Below are 20740 nucleotides of genomic sequence, written 5' to 3'. Positions count from 1 at the left end.
GATGCTGAATATAAAATTAAAATTGTGTTTACCGGTATTGCTGGCATTCTTTTGCTTCATCGCTACCAAAACTTATGCCCAGGACAAAATCATCTGGGAAATAGGAAAAGCAGACAATAGAAGTGATGGAATGGCACTTGCCCCTTCAGGCTATGCCAAGTTTCTGGATCAAGATTTTGGTTGGGAAGACCGCTTCTTCCTAATAGGATTTTCTAAACCAGAGATCGATTTCCCTTATGTATTGCCAGGACCCGATGACGGTTGGGGAGGTACAGGGCCAACATCTGGATTGCGGACCCATAACGCAAACATTCTATTTGGATTTCAGAATAATCCAGCTCCTGGAACTTACAAATTAGTCATCGATCTGGTCGGTTACCAGTCCATCACACCACCTTTATTCAAGGTTTCCATTAACGGAAAGAGCTTTGTAAAACAACTCGATAAGCACGGGATGGACAATACAGTAACAGGTGATCTATCTGGTGCCAAAGAATTGATATGGGAATTGCCTGTAGCCGCAAGCCTACTAAGGAAAGGTGGTAATGAAGTGCGCATGACCACGCTCGATGGATCCTGGCTTGTGTTTGACCAGGTGAAACTTCTAGGTCCGGCAACAACAATTTTAACTCATCATTCTAATTTGTTTATTAGGGAAGTGAAATCGGCTTCTTATGAAATCAATGATGCTGGGAAGCGAATTCAACCTTTACTGGTTGATGTACAGCACCTTAAAGGTAAACCTGTGTTGACTGTCAAAATTGATGGTGCGCTGGTATTTAAAACACAGCTGGATAGTGCAAGATACCAATTTGAAGTTCCGATGGCAACAGTGATATCGCCGCGTGAAAGTACGTATGAAATATTTAGCAACGGGCAACCGGTAGAAAAGGGAAGGGTAAAACGAGCTCCCCAGCAACTTTTTACCCCGGCAGATTACGTGGATACTAAAATGGGTACCGCACATTCCAGATGGATGATTGCCCCTGGTCCCTGGATGCCATTTAGCATGGTTAAGTTAAGCCCGGATAACCAGAACCCTGGATGGCAGGCAGGTTATGATCCAACGTTCGAAAGTGTTGGTGTTTTCAGTCATATTCACGAATGGACGATGGCTGGATTGGGAATGCTGCCGGTTAACGGGCCTTTAAAAATTAAAGGGGGAGATGAAAGGATTAAAGGGGATGGATACCGGTCAGAGGTAGACAAAGCGACCGAAGAAGCCCCCTTGGGATATTACAAAGTAGACTTGAAGACTTACAACGTAAAAGCAGAATTGACTGCAACAACACGATGTGGTTTTCAAAGATACACCTATCCAAGGGCGACTGATTCCAGGGTAATGATCGATCTGCAGATTCCGGCCGAGTATACATATGCATTGAAAAACGTGACGCTGAAAAAGGTAAGCGACCGCCGTATAGAAGGTTTTAGCAGGCAGTTTACCCCAAATGCGTGGTCGGGTGATGTCAACCAGGACTATACCATCCATTTTGTAATTGAATTTGATCAGCCCATCAGAAAATTTGGAACCTGGATAAATGATAAAGTAAGCGGTAAAGATCTATTAGAAACAGGAGAAGTTAAAGATGCGGGTGCCTATGTAGAATTCGATACCCGCACAAATCCTGTAGTACAGATGCGTACCGGAATCTCATTAGTCAGCATTCAAAATGCATCTCAGAACTTGTCGGAAGAAGTGAGTAAGCCCTACGGCTGGAACTTTAACAAAGTGCGGGAGGGACAGCGCAATACCTGGAATAAGTTGATCGGAAGAGTAGCAATCACCACTAACGACAGACGGGAAAAGGTAAGATTTTATACCAATATGTACCGCGGGCTGGCCAGCAGGAATACCTGGAGTGATCTGGATGGAAGCTGGGTAGATGCTACGCAAAAGATTCAAAAGCTAAAAGACCCAAATGCCTTGGCCCTCGGCTGTGATGCCTTTTGGAATACATTTTGGAACTTAAACCAGTTCTGGAATCTGGTAACACCAGAGTGGTCATCCAGATGGGTAAAATCACAATTGGCTATGTACGATGCCAATGGCTGGTTGGCTAAAGGGCCGGCAGGGATGAACTATGTTCCTGTGATGGTGGCAGAACATGAAATTCCGTTAATTGTTGGTGCCTATCAAATGGGCATTCGAGATTTTGACGCCCAAAAGGCGTTTACAGCTGTAAATAAAATGCAGACGACTCCTGCTCAAAAAGTAGGTTTAGGTTTTGCAGGAAACCGTGATCTGGAGGCGTATCTAAAATATAAATATGTGCCTTATGATAAGGGGAGGTTTTCCAATACACTAGAGTACGCATATGATGATTGGACAGTATCACAATTCGCTAAGTCGCTCGGCAAGAAAGAAAAAGAAGATGAATTTGCATTGCGAGCTAACTATTGGAGAAATGTAATAGATGAAAAATCAGGTTATGCGGTGCTGAAGAAATCTGATGGAAGCTGGTATCCTAACTTTGATCCATTTAAGTCGGGCGCTAATGAACATTACGTGGAAGGGAATGCCTGGCAGCTAACCTATTTTGTTCCACAAGATGTGCCTGGGCTAGCAAAAGCAATTGGTGTTGACCGTTTTATTGAAAGACTTTCCTGGGGTTTTGGGGAAAGCGACAGGCTTAGGTACAATGCACCCGGTGATCAATATTGGGATTATCCTGTCATACAAGGAAACCAACAAAGCATGCATTTCGCATTCCTTTTCAACTGGGTTAAAAAGCCATGGTTAACGCAGCGCTGGAGCAGGGCCATTGTAGATCGTTATTATGGATACGATTTGGCAAACGCTTACCTGGGCGATGAAGATCAGGGCCAAATGAGCGCCTGGTTTGTAATGGCAGCAATAGGATTGTTTCAAACTGATGGAGGCTGTAGTGCTGATCCTATTTATGAGATCGGTAGCCCGCTTTATTCCAAAGTGGCCATTGATCTGGGTGAACAATATGGGAGAGGTAAGTCTTTCGTTATTGAAGCGCCAAATGCATCCCGTTACAATAAGTACGTGCAAAGCGCAACCCTTAATGGCAAAGTCCTCAATTCCTTCAAGTTTCCTGCGTCAGAATTGTTAAAGGGAGGTAAATTGGTACTACAAATGGGGCCGAAGCCAAACACGCAGTGGGGTATTGATTAACTTCTACGGCTTTCTACAGAATATATAAAGCTATCGGCTTTGTAATAACCAAGATTGTATTCAATAGGTCTGTCCGCCTGGTCGTACACGTATCGTTTACGGAATAGAATAGGGCTGCCCACCTCAGTTTCCAGTTTTGAAGCGATAAATTTATCGGCAGATTTTGCGCTGATCTCTTCTTTAGAGAGTTCCGTGATCACATGATAATCCATCTCTAATATATCGTACAGGGGCCGTTTAAAATCTTCTTCTCCGGTTAAACCCGTGCGTGGATGAAAGTAGGATACAAAGTACACGAAAGGACCTTCAACACGACCCCGAAGCCGCTCAAGCTTCAATATTTTCTGATCTGTGGCAATATTAAAAAATCCGGCAATCTTCTCTTCAGGATAAACCCAGCTCACATGCAGTTCGAAGTTCTTGATGGGAATACCCCTTGCTTTCATCTCTTGAGAAAAGCTGAGCCAGTTGGCAGATTTGGAGCTGATCATGGTATCTGCCACTTTAGTGCCAACGCCCTTTTTTCTGATCAGCAAACCTTCGTAAACCAGTTTATTCAGGGCCTGGCGCAAGGTGGTGCGTGAAATGTTAAGCTCATTTGCCAGGTCGATTTCATTAGGCAGCAACTTTCCATTTTGATACAATGGGTCTTTTATCATTTTGCGCAACAACTCTTCTGCCTGCATATGCAGTGGTACCGAGCTTTTTGGATTAAGTGCGATTTTCATGGGATTAATGTTGCGGTCAGCCTGTTTTTAGGATGCAATATAGCAAAAATGAATATTTTTCCATCAAAAGTATGTCTGTACAATATGTTTCTTTTTGTATTGCATATGTTAATACATATTGATTATATTTGACTATAAGATTTTCAATTTGTTCATGATCGATCCCATAAATAATACGTCCTGGAGAGAAAGTTCCCAGCCACTTTTACCAACTAAATTATCCTTAACCAACACAGATCAGTTTACTTATAATCCATTTCCATACCACCCACTGGGTGATGGGAAAATCTTTAGTGGCTATTCGTCAATGTGCGACTGGATCGTAACCCATCAATACGTACTTATCGATGGTTACGGGGGTGTTTTCTTTGAAGAGATTTATCAGCAGATCCAGCTTGAACTGGCGGAAAGAGGTTTGATAGCCAACTGGCATTTCACTACCGATTATCTGATAGCAGAAAAAGAAATTGATCAATTGGCATCACCGTTTCTAAATGAGCCAGCGGATGTGTGGGGTAGGAAAACTACGCTAAATCTTTCAGAGTTGTTTCGCACAGATTTTCTGCAATTACAGCCGGATAGCGAGTACCAGCTAAATATCGTTATAGGAGTTGGCGCTGGTTTATTGAACTGGGATTGCCCGGTGGCATATTTTGACATCCCTAAAAACGAGATTCAATACCGGATGCGCGCCGGTGCAGTGCTTAACTTGGGTAAATCAGAGAAAGAATCGCCAACGGCGATGTATAAGCGGTTTTATTTTGTAGACTGGGTGATGTTGGATCAGCACAGGAATCAATTGCTGCCAAAGATCGAAGTTATCGCAGATGCACAACAGTCGCCTTCCCTCAATTGGATGTATAAAACAGATCTTATAAAAGGCCTGAAAGATATGGCACATTCCGTATTCCGCGTAAGACCCTGGTTTGAAAAAGGCTCCTGGGGCGGACAGTGGATGAAATCAAATATAAGCGGATTAAACGCAGAAGAAGTTAATTACGCCTGGTCGTTCGAACTCATTACTCCAGAGAACGGGATTGTCTTTGAAAGCGACAAGCACTTATTGGAAGTTTCCTTTGATTTTTTAATGCTATATCAATACCATGAAGTAATTGGTAAATATGCTGATGCTTTCGGTCCTTATTTTCCAATTAGGTTCGATTTTCTGGATACTTTTGATGGCGGTAACCTGTCTATACAATGTCACCCTTCAAAGCAATACATCAGTGAGCATTTTGGAGAAGCCATCACGCAAGACGAGACCTATTATATATTGGATTGTCAGCCCGGTGCGAAGGTGTATCTGGGTTTCCAGGAAAATATAAATCCGGTTCAATTCCGTAAGGAGTTAGAAGAAAGCCAATTAGAAAATAAAGCGATTGATGTTGAAAAATTTGTACAGGCATTCCCGTCGCACAAACACGATTTATTCCTGATCCCTAACGGCACTGTACACAGTTCAGGGGTAAATAACATGGTGCTGGAAATCAGTGCGACACCCTATATTTTTACTTTTAAAATGTACGACTGGTTGTCGTTGGATCTTAATGGAAACCCGAGGCCTATAAACATTGCACATGCCTTTAACAATTTGAGGTTTGAGCGAAAAGGCGATTTGGTAGAGAAGGAACATGTGGCACATCCTGAAGTGATCAACGAAGGGGGCGACTGGCAGCTGATCCATTTGGCAACTCATAGAGATCATTTTTATGATGTTTGTCGCGTAGAATTTGATACGGATGTGGAACTCCATACAGTGGAGTCTTGCCATGTTTTAATGCTTGTAGAAGGCACTTCTGTAACTGTACATGTAGAAGGATACCCGTCACAACAATTTGCATATGCAGAGACCTTTGTTATCCCCGCTGCGGCAAAGCGTTATAAACTAACCAATAACGGAAAAGACCGAGCTAAAGTGATTCAATCATTTATTAAGCCAGAAATCAATCTCGACTAAAACAAAAAAACTAACCAAATATAAAATGAACACATCTTATAAATTTTACCTGGCACTCATTACGGTGGTTGCGTCACTGGGCGGTTTGCTCTTTGGTTTTGATATGGCCGTAATTTCAGGTGTATTGCCTTTTGTGCGCAAACAATTTGATTTAACCGCCTTACAAGAAGGCTGGTTCGTATCCTCCGCACTAGTTGGCTGTATCGTTGGGGTTGCCTTTTCCGGCGATTTGAGCGACAGGCTTGGTCGTAAGAAATTGCTTTTCCTTTCTGCCTTACTGTTTTTAATTTCGGCCATTGGATGCGCATTGGTACATTCTTTAGATCTCCTGATCGTAGCCAGATTGATTGGCGGAGTAGGTGTTGGGATAGCTTCTATAGTGGTGCCCTTATACTTGTCAGAAATCGCACCGGCTAATGTCAGGGGCAGGTTAGTTACCTGCTATCAGCTAGCCATAACTGTGGGTATATTACTGGCTTACATCACCAACTCCCTGTTGCTAAGTCATTCAGAATTGAACATGGCCAGTGCAACTAGTTCCCTTACCGATTTGATATTCGTAACTGAAGTTTGGCGAGGCATGTTTAGCATAGGAACAATTCTGGCAGTGCTTTTCTTACTAGGACTGTTTTTTGTGCCTGAAAGTCCTCGTTGGTTGCTTAGAAAAGGATTTAGAGTAGAAGGGCTTGATATCCTAAACAGGATCGACAACGGAAAGGAGCAACCTGCAACTTCGGGAAACATAGAAGAAAGCGATGAAACTGGAACTTACAAAGAATTGTTTAGTCCTACGCTAAGAAAAGCATTGCTGCTGGGCATCCTGTTGCCGCTCTTCTCCCAGTTAAGTGGTATTAATGCCATTATCTATTTTGGTCCTTCAATATTGAATGATGCAGGGATAGCATTGAGCAATTCCTTTCTGGGGCAAGTCATATTTGGAATCGCCAATTTGGTGTTCACCTTTATCGCGATCTGGAAAGTTGATGATTGGGGTAGAAGACCACTTTACATCGCAGGAACAATAGGCGCAACAGTAAGCTTAGCAGCAACCGGATTACTGTTCTACCTGGGTCTAACCACTAGTGTATTTCTAATCATCAGCATGACGCTTTTCCTGGCTTGTTTTGCTTTTTCCATTGGCCCGCTTAAGTTTGTAGTGGCCTCAGAGATTTTTCCTACCAAAATTAGAGGTAAGGCTATGGGGGTCAGCATTATGGTCATGTGGGTAGCAGATACCATAATGGGACAGGTTACGCCAATACTATTGAAAGAAGCCGGTACCGCAGCTACTTTCTGGGTATTCGGTTTCTTCTGCTTTATCGCATTTATTACGGTGTACAAACTCCTGCCGGAGACCAAAGGGAAGTCACTGGAAGAAATTGAAACCTTCTGGAAAGAGAAGAAATAATTATTGGGCAGAAGGGGGAGGCGTTTGTACTCCCCAATTTGTATTTGGCGTCGCCCCCATTACGTATTCCAGTTTTCCACCCTTCATCAGTTCGTCACGATACATCCAGCAATTGCTCAATTCAACGCCGTTGAATTTGGCTGATTGGACATAAATATTAGTTGCGGAATTATTTTTGGTAACTATGCTCAAGCTATTTCCATTCCCAAGTTTGATGTTTATGCTTTGGAAAACCGGACTGCCCAGTTCAATAATTGGGCGGAGGTCGGTCAACCCCTTTACATCAAACAGTCCCATAGACGCCATTACGTACCAGGAACCCAATTGGCCCTGATCTTCATCCTGTCCATATCCGTAACCATGGATACTTTCCGTGCCATAAAACTCATCACAAATTGCCCTTACCCACTTCTGTGTTAACCAGGGCTTACCAGAGAAATTGAATAACCAACTTACATGAAGGTTGGGCTGATTGCCATGATTGTAGTTCGATTTAATACCTGCAAAAGCATCAATCTCTTTACCACCGCCAAAACCGTTTTTCTGTGCTATAGTAAAAATATGATCCAGGCGACTGTTAAACTCTTCCTTGCCAATCGCAGCAATCAATCCGGCAGGATTTTGCGGAACATAAAACGTATACTGGATTGCATTCCCCTCCTGGAAACCACGCCATGGCTGGAGCGGATCAAAATTGCCTATAAAGGAGCCATCTGCATATCTGGGCTGAATCAGTTTATTTGCGGGGTTAAGTAACAGTTTCCAGCCATTTGACTTGCTAATGAAGTCTTGATAATCAGCAGTCTTTCCCAAAGATTTTGCCATTTGTGCCGCTGCGAATGCGCTATAACTGTACTCCATGGTATGAGAGGCTGCAAATTGAGAACCTGTCTCATCAGTGATATTTTGGTCTAAAAACGGAACATAGCCTTTTTTGTTGAAAATTTCGACATCCAGTTTTCCCGAACCTACTGGCCGGTTTAAACCATTCAATTCATTCTCCTTTATTGCTTTATAGGCAAGGCTTATATCATAGTCTTTAATTCCAGCATTATAAGCGCCAGCAATTGCTAAACCGACAAAGTTAGTACCAACGCCCGAAGTAAACTGACCATTGGAAATCCCGTCGCCAAACCAGCCCCTGTTCTTGTAAACCTCCAAATGCGTTTGCACAAAATCCTTATAACGGTTGGGGTAGGATAGTGCCCAAAGTTGGGTTAAATTCCAGAAAGCGCCCCAGATGGCATCTGTATTATAGAAATTATAATTGGGTTTTCCGTTTGCCTTTAGTGGTAGTCTGCCGATAGAGTCTGCACCGTATTTAGGGAAATAACCATTTACATCACTCGCAATTCCGCGACCGAGTAAAGCATGGTACAGGCCAGTATAGAACTTTACTTTGTTAACCTTGCTGGTATCCTGTACATAGATTTTGGTCAGTTCCCGCTGCCAAATCTGCTGTGCTTTGTCCTTCGCTTGCTGAAACGTTAAGTCGCCAGCTTCCGTTTCCAGATTTATCTTTGCGTTAGCTATAGCAGTATACGACAACCCCACTTTAATTTCAATCACTTCCTGAGCAGTCGTATTGTATTCCAAATACAAACCAGCGCCCTTTCCATTCGCATAGCTTGAATTGGCATGTGCTTCTACGGCGTCAAAAGATCCAATACTTTGTGGCTTCTTGCTGAGTTCTCCATAAAAATACATTGCTATTTTTCCTTTAGCATCATATTGTTGTATATACTTCGGGTAAGTGGTTACATAGCCCTCGAAATGCGTATCATCCGTCATTTTTATAGAGGCATTAGTCACTTCCGCGCTCTCTCCCTGCTTGTTTCCAATATCCAGGATTATCCGCGAAGTTTCATTTTTAGGGAATGTATACTTATGGAAACCAACACGCTCCGTTGCTGTTAGCTCTGCTTTAATTCCGTAATCATCCAAAATAGTCCTGTAATAGCCCGGCTCTGCCACTTCGTTTTTACGGTCGAAGTTAGACCGGTACCCACTTCGGGGAGCTTCTAGCGTACCTGGTCTGACTTTTAATGGACCGGCGGTAGGCATGATAGAAATTCCACCGATCTGCCATTCATGAAAATGTACAAAACCTTCAATAGAGTTGTGCCGGGTATCGTAACCAACGGCTTCCCATCCAGATGGGTTGCCGTAATGACCATTAGTAGAAGGAGCCAGTTTAGCCATTCCATGCGGAAGGGCTGCCGGTGTATAAAAAAACCAACGACTGTGTGCAGTTCCTATGTTAGGATCAACATATTTTAAAACAGACTCCTTTTGGACGCTGCAAGATAAAAGTAGAATGACTCCTGCAATCATTAGACTGTTTAATCCTCTATGAAAAGCTCTAAAATTATGTACGTACATGTTATTATATATTGGTCGATTAATAGATACTATGTATAAACATACTAATTATTTCTGATTGCAATCACTAGATTTGGCGCATGAGATGTATAATTACCCTGTTCCTGCTCAATTTTATTGTCTACATTGGCTACTCACAAAGTTCTAAACCCTTTATTCTCGGGCAAATAGACGAAATTCAATCAGTAAGACTTGGTGAAAAGCGAATCCTGAATATTTATGTTCCCGAAGGTTATAATAAAGCTGATACAACGAGATATCCAGTTGTTTATTTATTGGATGGCTCTGCAGACGAAGATTTTATACATATAGTTGGCCTTTACCAGTTTAACAATTTCTCCTGGATAGATCGCGTACCTAAATCAATAATTGTTGGCATCGCTAATGTTGACCGCAAACGGGATTTTACCTATCCAACAAAGTTGGCAGACGATCAAAAGCGATACCCAACTGCAGGTCATTCTGATAAGTTTATGGATTTCATTGAAAGTGAACTACAACCTTATATCTCAAAGAATTTTAGAGTAAATGACAGTAAGACAATCATTGGGCAGTCACTTGCTGGTCTATTCGTAACTGAACTGCTGCTTAAAAAGCCGAATCTGTTTAACAGGTATATTATTTTAAGCCCAAGTTTATGGTGGGACGACGGTTCATTACTAAATCAGTCGTCAGCCTTTTTGAGAGCAGATTTCAAACAAAAAACAGGAATTTATATAGGAGTAGGAAAGGAGGGGCTAGGTCCAAGTAAAATACCTCACGTTATGGAAGTAGATGCAAACCTGCTTGCAGAGAAACTGCAGACGGCGAATAGAAATGTGAAAGTTTATTTTGATTATTTACCGGCAGAAGACCACGCCACCGTCACACATCAGGCGGTCTTTAATGCCCTAAGGTTATTATATCCGGTAAAGAAAAAAGAGTAGATCAATTGGCTTCCACTTCCTCGTGAAGGAGTATGCTTTCCTTGATAGAATCCAGAATAGGAAGCGCTAGTCTGCAATTGAGATTTTGTCTGAAATACTGCGGTTCATTTCGATCAATCTCGATAGTTGCCATACGTTCCTGCCGGTCGTTGTAAATTTGATAATGCTCATTATCTTCGGTCCTGATGTCGAAGATTTGTCCGAGTCCTGTGAAGTCTGCAACTTCAATTCTGAATTGTTCCATAGTTTGGGGAATTGGTACACTAATCTAACGTACTGAATTGCAGAATGTTCTGTTCATTTTATTTTTTTTAATAAGTATTTGAGAAATCGCCCCGAACTTTAACTGGAGGGCGGAATAAGCTTAAATATTTTTTATCCGATTTTACAAAAGAGAAGGTTTGTCCTTTTCTTTTTCAAATTCCGCATCGATAGTCTGCGCCGATCGGTTCTTTGATGCGGCAACAGCGAGCTCATCACAGCGTTCATTTTCAGGATGATTGTTATGCCCTTTTACCCAAACAAATTTTACCTGATGTTGCTTATATGCGTTTAAAAATTGCGTCCATAAATCGCGGTTCTTTTTTCCTTTAAAGTTAGTCTTTACCCATCCAAATACCCATCTTTTTTCAACAGAATCTATCACGTACTTAGAATCTGAAAAGATGGTAACATCTTGCCCTGGACTTTTTATCGCATTAAGGCCGACAATTACTGCCAACAGTTCCATACGGTTGTTGGTCGTCATTCTAAATCCGGCGCTAAGTTCTTTATAGTGCTGCCCAGAGCGTAAAATAACACCATATCCGCCTGGTCCGGGGTTTCCACTTGCTGCTCCGTCGGTATAGATTTCGATCATAAGTACAGCAAATCTATGTTTTTAAGCCATAAAAGCAATTTTTGAACTTGGATTAATGGCTGATGTGAAATTCAAAATGCTGGGATTTAAAGCATTAAAAGAAATACGGACTGAAACTTTAAAAATATTTGAATAAAATGTTTTTAATCGTACTTTTGTAGCGTTGAAAAACACATGGTGGTTTTAGCTCAGTTGGTTAGAGCATCGGTTTGTGGTACCGAGGGTCGTGGGTTCGAGCCCCATATTCCACCCATAGCTGGGGAAAAGTCTTAAATTTAAGATTTTTCCCCTTTTTTTTGTCTTTGTAATTCCTTGTTTTTCAGGTAGGTTATGGCTGCAATCGTGTTGAGATTTGTGGTTCGACTGTACTCCCAAGAATAGCTGATTTTCTCTGGAAACAAAATGCCTACTAGGTATCTTTTAGCCTCTACACTCGATATATCCTATAGCTTACCCAGTTCACAAAGTGCGTTCACTGCCATTTAAGTGAGCATTTTGATGTTTACATGCGTCGACTTCTGCACGTTTACTTCGTTTAGGCGCATCTCTAAACGTGCAATGACCAAACTATTTTCTTCTTTGATCTTTCGGTATTCTAGACTCCGGAAAATTTGTACAAAAAGCTAGCAGGGCAGTCAACCCTGCTAGGCATATTGATTAATCCAGGTACTTTTTCAGTGATTCGCCAAGGATAAAGTTCCAGCCTTGGGTAAAGCTTGCGACTGCAAAATTTGGGCTGTCTTTTGGAAAGCTTTCTAGTCCCTCATGCGTGAGCCTGAGCAGGGTATTACCATCGCCCTTATCAAATAATTCCCAAGTCACAACAGAATAGCCATTATTGTGATCCGGGTAAGTCCAACTGTAACTGAGTTTGTTGGGCGGATCCGCTTCCAACACCACGCATCTGTGCAGGTATTGTTCCTTATCATCACCTCCAGAAAATTCGAAGGTAAACCCTTTTTCCGCCCTGAATTCTTCCAGTTGGAAGTACCAGTGTTTCATCTGATTCTTGTCGCTGATCGCTTTCCAGACCTTTTCGATTGGAGCATGATAACTCCTTTCTACAATTAGTGGTTGTGCTTGCATATCTATTGTTTTTGATTTTCTATGTCTGATTCTTTCTCAAGGAACTCACCCAGCGCATCAAGTTTGTGATTCCAGAACTTGCGGTATTGAGAAATCCAATTGTCCACTTCCTTCAGCTTTTGGACGTTGGTGGTGCAGTAGCGCTCCCTGCCTTGCTGACTGATGGTCAAAAGCCCACATTCCGTTAGGATCCTGATGTGCTTGGAAATGGCCGGCCTACTGGTATCAAAGTGTCCCGCAACAGCGTTCAGGTTCATCGACTGTTCGCTGAGCAGACCGATGATTTCTCGTCTGGTTGGATCTGCAATTGCTTGGAAAATGTCACGTCTTAATTCCATATATATGATACCATTTGGTTACAAATTTATAGGAAACCATTTGGTTACGCAAATATTTTTGAACTAATTATAACCAGCGTTTATAACAAGAGAACTTTAGTTAGGTAACTTCAAAGTTACTTATTATATTCGCGTAACTTTAAGGTTACCTATTATGGAAAAATGCATTAAACATCAATGGTATTTCAACTATCCTCCGGCAACAGTCTGGGAATATTTAACAGATTCGGAGCTTCTTGCACAATGGCTATTACCGACCGACTTTAAACTGGAAGTTGGGCACAAGTTTATCTTTGGAGCAAAACCAATCAAAAAGTTCAGCTTTGACGGCAGGATTTACTGTCAGGTGCTAGAATTCAAACCACAGAAAATGCTCAAGTATTCATGGCGGGGAGGGGACGGCGACGATGTAAAACTAAACTCGGTTGTTACCTGGACTTTAGTGCCGATGGGAACGGGAACTGAACTTACACTGGTGCATTCTGGGTTCAAAGGTCTTCGCAACTACCTTCCCTATATCGTTATGGGCAGAGGATGGCTCAAAATCGCGAAGCGTTTGGAAAGGAAAATGGGGGAACAGTCATGAGCGCGCAAGGATTGGATGTTTTTCAGGTAATCTCCGATCCCTCAAGGAGACAGATGCTTGCACTGCTTTCTAGGGAAAGCCTTACGATCAATGCGATTGCAGGCAATTTCCAGATGAGCAGACCCGCGGTTTCCAAACATATTAAGATTTTGGAAGGTTCTGGTTTTATTGCCATAGAAGAAAGGGGGCGAGAACGGTTCTGCTTATTGAGCCAAGAGGGTTTTGCGGGACTCAGAGAATGGTTGGACTATTACGATAATTTCTGGAAGCAGAAAATTTCAGGTCTGGAATCATTAATGAACAAAAATGAAGCAAAGGTGTCAATTGACCGAAATCACGATACCTAATGTTCATGTGGGAATTTCAACAAAAGTGTGCAATTATTACACATTACTGACATATTTCTACTCAGCAAACTACCCCCTAATTAATAAACTCTGGTTTGGTGGAGTTGGATAGGATATCGGGAATTGATTATCTTCGGATCCTAAAGCTCAGGTAAGAGCTAACTTCCTAAAGCCTTTGAGCTCCACCGGAAATAAAGAGGTGCCCTTGCTGCCTATCAGAAGTCGATAAAATCATATGATAGTGAAGACAACGAGGAGTATGCCGCGCTTGAAAAGTTAAATGCTAAACTCTAAAAAATGAAATATTTAGTACTACTGGCCGTACAGTTGTGCCTGGCAAATACGACTATGCCTGGTAGTCTCTTTTTTGGTAGTGAAGTGCTACGCAGCCATTTTTGAAAGTTTTTGTTTCTACAAGAGTCAACTTAAAAATATTTGAGAGACTGCCTGAGTCTAATAAATGTCTTCCATTGCCAGCTATAACCGGGTGCAAAACCAGATGGAATTCATCAATCAGGTCTGCTGCCATCAATTCCGGCAACATACTTATGGTATCCACCGAAATCGTTTTACCAGTCTGCTGTTTCAGCCTCAAAATTTCAGCAGCGGGATCGCTGCGAATAATAGTTGTATTTCCCTCAACGTTCTCTAGCGTTCGACTGACCACAACCTTATCGATAGCCACCAGTCTTTCCGCAAAATGGATCTCGGCGGCAGAACCGGAACGTTCTTTTGCAACATCGGCCCAATAGGGAAACATCAGCTGATACATCACTCGACCATAAAACAGCAAATCCACATCATCCATCGTGGCCGCGAAATACTCCATTAGTTCCTCACTTGGATCGCCCAGGGTGTGATCGCAATAACCATCCAGACTAATGTTAATACAAAATGATACCTTTCTCATAATTCAAAAGTAATCAATGCAGCAAATAATTATTAGGGTTACGTGCGACAAAAAAAAGGTGTTTTTAAGACAATTTTAACTAGAGATGAGAAGTTATATAGTTTCGATTTCAAGTTGGAACAGGCTGACCGGTGAGAATGGAAAAAAATGAATTTGTCAAGAGTAAGAGACCAATATGTCAACTAAGTAATTATTAAAAAATTATTATATAAATAGTAGGTTGCATTATCCTTGACATATCATTGAAATATACTTAATATATCTTTGAAATATCCTATTAGATAACGCAAGGATATGTCAATCATAATGATAACATATCTATAAATAATACTTATATAGTAGTTATATGGTATTTTACATATCAATAATGTGAACTTTTATGGGGCTAACTTTCTTGTATTACAGCCGGGTTTGTTATAAATCCAGAATTGGTTATTTCCCGTCATGAAATTACTCTTCCCGAACAAAAAAATAAAAGTCATGAAATGACCATGATATAATTTTCTATAAATACAATTTCAAATAAATACTACTAAATTAGTAGTCTTTACTATATTTGCCACGGGAACGTAAGTACTGCTACCAATAATTTGATAAAGGAGCAATAAATTTGTAATTTAGGATTACAATTAGAAAATACTTAACGCGCTCGTGCAATAATGTTTAATTGGAGGAAGAAGGGGCTTCTTAGTATTGATGATCGAAAATCTATCCGTTAGTGATAATGAACTTTTTTCTGCGTTTAAAAACGGAGATCATTCTGCTTTTAAATCTATTTATGAAAGATACTGGCAATTGCTCTATGTGTCTGCATGTAAGGTAATTAAGGATGAAGATGAAGCAAAGGACATTGTTCAGGAGGTATTCATTTCATTCTTAAACAAACGTGCCGAACTACAATTGCATACCGGCCTTTCCAATTACTTGTATACCGCTGTTAGATATAAAGTATTTGATTTAATCAGTAGGCAAAAGGTACGTACTGATTATGCGGAATCTCTAAATAATTTCATCACAGATCATAGTGTTACGACCGATCGTGCGCTTTTAGAGAAAGAAATCGCAAGAGAAATCGAAAAAGAGATAAAAAATTTGCCAGAAAAGATGCGTGAGGTATTTGAATTGAGTAGAACGTCTGATCTTTCTCATAAACAAATTGCAGATGTCTTAAATATTTCTGATAAGACGGTAAAAAAACAAATAAGCAATGCGATAAAGTTACTTAAGCCAAAGTTTACAAACTATTATTCGCTGTTTTTAAGCTTATTTTACATGATTTCTAAATTGTTTTAATTATTTTCATTTTTATCTACTACCAAATCATTTCTTAACCGACATCATTTTAAAGCAGCTTGCTTTAAGGGTGCAAATGGGTAAATCTTATTGCTATCTATTAAACAATTTATAAACGAATGAAAAAAACGCTTCCAGATCATCTTTTTGAAAAGTATACGGTTGGCAATTGCAGCGAAGAAGAAAAAGCAATTGTAGAGGCCTGGTACCTATCAGAATTAAAAGGTAACCAAGACCGCCCTTCCCCTCAGCGCATCCAGGTTGCTAAGGAGCAGGCCTGGCAAGCTATTAATCCGCCAGTTCAAAAAAATTATGGCATCTACAAATGGAGTGCAGCAGCTGCAATTTTGGTGGCGCTACTTTTTGTATACAAAATGCAGGTTAGCAAACAACCTATAGTAACCAAGAGCCAGACTGTAAGCTCGACCAAAACCCAAGTTAAAGCAGAGACCATGCGCTACACTTCTACTGTTGGAAACAGCATGCAAAAGTTGCCTGATGGTACGATAGTTATCTTGGCAAAGGGCAGTACGCTTACGCTATTATCAACATTTAATCAAAAGTATAACCGTGAAGTAGAGTTAGATGGGAAGGCTTTCTTTGACGTTGCTCATAATCCAAATAAACCATTTATCATCTATTCTGGGAATGTCAGAACCACAGTAATGGGTACCGCTTTTGACATCACAGCAATTGCGGGAACCAGGAAAATCACAGTTAATGTAATAAGAGGTATGGTGGAAGTAATGAATCGTAAATCACACTGGATGACCTATCTAAAGAAGAATATGCAGGTCATTTCAGGTGAACGTGACGAGGTAGTTAATCGTGGTACTATAGATGCTGCAAAAGAGTTGTCGTGGAATAAGCAAGATTTGGAATTTGATGATGTTTCACTTACAGATGCCAGGCCCCGTCTCGAAGAGCAATTTGGCTACAAAATTTTAATAAAAGATGTGGAGTTGGGTAGGTCTGCCTTCCATTATTCCATGCGTCCTAATGAATCCGCAGAATCATTTATTAAAAGTATTTGCTACTTCATAGAAGCCAGTTATACCATAGATCACAAGAATAAAATCATATCAATTCAACCTTTAAACCAATAATTCACATGAAGAAACTCTACTCCAACCAGAAAAATTCAACATAAAAAAAGGTAAGGCGATTAATTAATATTGCGAGTATTAAGTAATCTTCCTTACCCGGGACTACGCCATTTAGAATGGCTAACCCATCATGTAATTCCAAGTAAACAGTTTAGTAATCACATAAAAAACTAAAATATGAATTTTTCTGCAGATGCAGCAAGAAACGGGGATTCTATTTTCCGGAAATACCACACCACATTAATTTACTGTATGCGTATAACTCTACTTATCTGCTTCGTAATCTCAATGTCTCTACAAATGGTGTTAGCCTCAAATGCCAGCGGGCAGGGGATGGCCAATGTTAATGTAAACATCAAATTAGATAACGAAGACCTTGCCAGCGCAATAAAGAAGATAGAAAGCACCACACCATTTCGTTTTCTTTACAGGACGGCTGATATCAGGGATATCAACAGTTTAACCCTTAACGAGCGATCTATTAGTGTGGAACGATTGATGAAAGACCTGCTAACAGGAACTTCATTGTCATTTAAGCAAATAGATGATAGAATCCTGATCACCAGGAATAATTTGGTTTCTAAAAAGCAACCTATCCTTAATGCAGGTATCAATCTGGTTTCTATGGCAGATACCGTTATTACCGGAACCGTGTTTGATGGTAAAACAAAAGAGCGTATCCCAAGCGCTACCGTTGTGCTCAAGGACAACAGAAAGAATATTGTTCTAACAGATTCCAGAGGTAATTTCCGCATTTCAGCTCCGCTTGGTGCAGTATTGTTGGTTAGTTACATCGGTTATGAAACTCAAGAGGTAACAGCAACTTCGAAAGTTTTAGAGATCAGGCTGCAAGAAGCACCTCAATCGTTAAAAGGAGTTGTAGTAACAGGTATTGTTAATCAGAACAAGTCCACTTTTACTGGTGCTGCCAGAACATTCAATGCAGAAGAGTTAAGTAAAGTGTCTAACAGCAATGTACTTACCGCGTTAAAATCGCTTGATCCATCTTTTCAAATTCCTGAAAACCTAAACATAGGATCTAACCCTAATATTCTACCTGATGTCGTTTTACGTGGAGGCAATACATTAGTAGACATTAGGCAGGCAGGTGGTACCAATACGTTTAACTATCAACCTACCCCAAATGCACCACTGTTTATATTAGATGGTTTTGAAACAACACTTCAACGTATCAACGATCTGGATATGAACCGCATTGCTAGCATAACCATCCTTAAAGATGCAGGTGCAACAGCAATGTATGGTTCAAGAGGCGCTAATGGTGTAATAGTAGTTGAACAGCTTAGGCCAGTAGAAGGTAAATTACGAGTTGCCTACAATGCAAGTGTGAGTATCGAAGCCCCAGATCTTACTGGCTACAGTCTGTTAAACGCGCGCGAGAAGTTTGAATTAGAAGATAGGTCTAACGTGTTCGTTAATCCTTTTAATACCTCTCAAAATGGCCTTGACTTGATTAGACAATCCAGGGCACAAGCTGTTGCATCTGGTGTCAATACAGATTGGATCAGTAAGCCACTTCGTACCGGCATAGGTCAGAAACATAACATCAACGTTGATGGGGGTGCAGAATCTGTAACTTATGGCTTGAACCTAACGTACGACCAAAATACTGGTGCGATGAAGGGTTCAGACCGGACTACGACAACAGGTAATTCATTTTTGTCTTACAGACTTAAAAAATTTCAGTTCAGGAACGATCTTACATTGAACTTTAATAAAGCAAATAATTCACCTTACGGATCATTCAAACAATACACCAGGTTAAATCCTTACTGGTCGCCTACTGATGCAGACGGCAATCTCAAGGTATATCTGGAAGATGTTAGAGATCCTCAAACAGGATTAAGAATAACATCTTCGGATTACTATGATAACTTAAATGGATATATTGGCAGACCACTAAATCCGCTGTATAATGCTTCTTTAAATATTACTGATAAAACAAAATATAGCAATATCACTAATAACTTTGAGACCAGGTATCAGGCTTTAGAATGGCTGCGTTTAACAGCCCGTCTATCTTATAGCAAAAGAGATGATCAATCGGATATTTTTTTACCAGCCCAGCATAGCTCTTTTGCAAATGTAACTACGTTTGAAAAAGGATCTTATACCCAGGTAAACGGCAATTATCAGCAAACTGAAGGTTTCTTAACCGCTGAGGCCAATAAAAACATCGATAAGCATGCCTTCACATTCTCGGGTACTTTGAATGTTAAGGAAAATCAATATGATTTGCAATCCGTCAAAGTAGTTGGTTTTCCAAACCCAAATCTAGATCAGTTCATTCTTGGAAACAGTTACGGTGTAAATGCTAAACCAACAGGTTCAGAAAGTCATACCAGATCTTTAGGTACACTAGCTAGTATGTCTTATTCTTATGATAACCGCTTTCTATTTGATGGAACATTCCGTTTAGATGGCTCGTCATTATTTGGAACTCAAAAACGTTTTGCTCCGTTTTGGTCGGCAGGTGCAGGCTGGAACATTCATAATGAGGAATTCTTTAAAAATAACGATAATATACAGGAGTTAAAACTTCGTTATACCGTAGGTACCACGGGCTCTGAAAGTTTTGAGAGTTACAAAGGAATTACCACCAGTCAATATTATACCGACCGAGAATACCGTGGCGTAATCCCTTCCTATCTATTAGGATTTGGTAACGAAACATTGGCATGGCAAAAGACTTTGAAGAACAACATTGGTATTGACATTAGCATTTTCGATAGATTTAGTTTAACGGCCAATTATTTCAATGAACGCACTAAAGGGAGTATCGCGTTTATCTCCAGCGCACCATCATCGGGTTTCCCTGGTTATTATGACAACATGGGAGATGTGGTTAACAAAGGGTATGAGCTTTATGGGCGTTACAATTTAATTGCAAAACCTGCAAACAGGAATAACTGGTCAATTTTTGCCAATGTATTCCATGTAAGTAATAAAATCGAGAAAATCTCATCTACAATTCAGGCACTTAACAACAGAGCTAACACTACTGCTTCCAGCGTTCCACTCCCTAGATATGCAGAAGGTCAATCTGTCAATGTAATTTGGGGAGTAAAATCTTTAGGGATTGATCCTTCCTCAGGTAATGAATTGTTCCAAGCAAGAGACGGCAGCATCACCACAACTTATAACCCAGCAGATCAAGTTATTATAGGTGATGCAACACCAACCCTTTCAGGGACTTTTGGAACCAATATGGAAATCAAGGGAATTGGGCTGAATATTTACGTGCGCTTTAACTTTGGTGGGGATACCTATAACCAAACATTGGTAGACAGGGTTGAAAACGTTAACGTAGCGCAGTATAATGTTGATAGTCGGGTTGCAACATCGCGTTGGCAAAACCCGGGTGATTTATCTTACTACAGGGCAATTGTCAACTATGCTGGCGTTACTAGTCCGTTTGTAACCTATTCTACTTCCAGATTTATTCAAAAGAATAATTTCATAGCTGGCGAAAGTGCTTCGATCTATTATCGCTTTTCTGATAAGCTGAATAAAACCATCGGTTTGCAAAACACCAAGGTAACGATATTTAGCAGCGATATATTCAGGGCGTCAAGCATAAAAAGAGAGCGTGGTATAGACTATCCTTATGCGCGCAGCTTCACATTCCAATTACAAACTGCTTTTTAA

General features: G+C 40.7%; 16 protein-coding genes and 1 tRNA gene. 10 read left to right on the top strand and 7 right to left on the bottom strand.

Annotated features, from left to right (window positions below; translation table 11 throughout):
- Position 1 precedes the first annotated feature (1 nt).
- Positions 2-3145, top strand: a complete 3144-nt coding sequence (locus ACXZ1K_RS14205) for a GH92 family glycosyl hydrolase (protein ID WP_458970329.1) — start codon at positions 2-4, stop codon at positions 3143-3145.
- On the opposite strand, the gene ACXZ1K_RS14200 is transcribed toward ACXZ1K_RS14205, so the two are convergent.
- Positions 3142-3873 (bottom strand): GntR family transcriptional regulator, encoded by a 732-nt coding sequence (locus ACXZ1K_RS14200; protein ID WP_458970328.1) that lies wholly within the window; start codon positions 3871-3873, stop codon positions 3142-3144. The two genes, ACXZ1K_RS14205 and ACXZ1K_RS14200, sit on opposite strands and share 4 nt — an antisense overlap.
- A 154-nt stretch (positions 3874-4027) precedes the next feature.
- Here ACXZ1K_RS14200 and ACXZ1K_RS14195 point away from each other — a divergent pair, with 154 nt between their 5' ends.
- Entirely contained in the window at positions 4028-5830 is a 1803-nt protein-coding gene (locus ACXZ1K_RS14195) for a class I mannose-6-phosphate isomerase (protein ID WP_458970327.1), read from the top strand.
- A 25-nt stretch (positions 5831-5855) separates the two neighbouring features.
- Positions 5856-7238, top strand: a complete 1383-nt coding sequence (locus ACXZ1K_RS14190) for a sugar porter family MFS transporter (protein ID WP_458970326.1) — start codon at positions 5856-5858, stop codon at positions 7236-7238.
- Here the strand turns inward: ACXZ1K_RS14190 and ACXZ1K_RS14185 are convergent, their stop codons facing one another.
- Positions 7239-9572, bottom strand: a complete 2334-nt coding sequence (locus ACXZ1K_RS14185; protein ID WP_458970325.1) for a GH92 family glycosyl hydrolase — start codon at positions 9570-9572, stop codon at positions 7239-7241.
- Between the two features lie 128 nt (positions 9573-9700).
- Between ACXZ1K_RS14185 and ACXZ1K_RS14180 the strand changes: the two genes are divergently transcribed.
- Positions 9701-10546 (top strand): alpha/beta hydrolase, encoded by an 846-nt coding sequence (locus tag ACXZ1K_RS14180; protein WP_458970324.1) that lies wholly within the window; start codon positions 9701-9703, stop codon positions 10544-10546.
- A gap of 1 nt (position 10547) precedes the next feature.
- Here the strand turns inward: ACXZ1K_RS14180 and ACXZ1K_RS14175 are convergent, their stop codons facing one another.
- Both ACXZ1K_RS14175 and rnhA read right to left on the bottom strand, forming a co-directional pair.
- Positions 10548-10790, bottom strand: coding sequence for a hypothetical protein (locus ACXZ1K_RS14175; RefSeq protein WP_458970323.1), 243 nt, complete (start codon positions 10788-10790; stop codon positions 10548-10550).
- 141 nt (positions 10791-10931) lie between these two features.
- A complete protein-coding gene (gene rnhA / locus ACXZ1K_RS14170) occupies positions 10932-11405 on the bottom strand; it encodes a ribonuclease HI (protein WP_458970322.1) in 474 nt (157 codons plus the stop codon).
- A 176-nt stretch (positions 11406-11581) separates the two neighbouring features.
- Here rnhA and ACXZ1K_RS14165 point away from each other — a divergent pair.
- Positions 11582-11657 (top strand) — tRNA-His (locus ACXZ1K_RS14165).
- 405 nt (positions 11658-12062) lie between these two features.
- Here ACXZ1K_RS14165 and ACXZ1K_RS14160 read toward each other — a convergent pair.
- The gene (locus ACXZ1K_RS14160; protein ID WP_458970321.1) at positions 12063-12491 is read right to left on the bottom strand and encodes an SRPBCC family protein; all 429 of its coding nucleotides are present in this window, start codon (positions 12489-12491) and stop codon (positions 12063-12065) included.
- Positions 12492-12493: 2 nt separating this feature from the next.
- A complete protein-coding gene (locus tag ACXZ1K_RS14155) occupies positions 12494-12829 on the bottom strand; it encodes an ArsR/SmtB family transcription factor (protein ID WP_458970320.1) in 336 nt (111 codons plus the stop codon).
- A 154-nt stretch (positions 12830-12983) separates the two neighbouring features.
- Between ACXZ1K_RS14155 and ACXZ1K_RS14150 the strand changes: the two genes are divergently transcribed.
- Positions 12984-13415, top strand: a complete 432-nt coding sequence (locus tag ACXZ1K_RS14150) for an SRPBCC family protein (RefSeq protein WP_458970319.1) — start codon at positions 12984-12986, stop codon at positions 13413-13415.
- Positions 13412-13762, top strand: coding sequence for an ArsR/SmtB family transcription factor (locus tag ACXZ1K_RS14145; protein WP_458970318.1), 351 nt, complete (start codon positions 13412-13414; stop codon positions 13760-13762). The genes ACXZ1K_RS14150 and ACXZ1K_RS14145 overlap by 4 nt, the downstream gene beginning before the upstream one ends.
- Before the next feature lie 346 nt (positions 13763-14108).
- Here the strand turns inward: ACXZ1K_RS14145 and ACXZ1K_RS14140 are convergent, their stop codons facing one another.
- Positions 14109-14672, bottom strand: a complete 564-nt coding sequence (locus ACXZ1K_RS14140; protein WP_458970317.1) for a dihydrofolate reductase family protein — start codon at positions 14670-14672, stop codon at positions 14109-14111.
- Between the two features lie 696 nt (positions 14673-15368).
- On the opposite strand from ACXZ1K_RS14140, the gene ACXZ1K_RS14135 reads away from it, so the two are divergent.
- From ACXZ1K_RS14135 to ACXZ1K_RS14125, 3 genes are all read left to right on the top strand, one after another.
- A complete protein-coding gene (locus tag ACXZ1K_RS14135) occupies positions 15369-15965 on the top strand; it encodes an RNA polymerase sigma factor (protein ID WP_458970316.1) in 597 nt (198 codons plus the stop codon).
- A gap of 119 nt (positions 15966-16084) precedes the next feature.
- Positions 16085-17071: a FecR family protein gene (locus ACXZ1K_RS14130; protein ID WP_458970315.1), complete on the top strand. Its 987-nt coding sequence runs from the start codon at positions 16085-16087 to the stop codon at positions 17069-17071.
- Positions 17072-17248: 177 nt separating this feature from the next.
- Positions 17249-20740, top strand: coding sequence for a SusC/RagA family TonB-linked outer membrane protein (locus tag ACXZ1K_RS14125; protein ID WP_458970314.1), 3492 nt, complete (start codon positions 17249-17251; stop codon positions 20738-20740).

Source organism: Pedobacter jaeyakensis (assembly GCF_054461315.1).
This window is presented reverse-complemented; position numbering and strand designations above follow the sequence as displayed.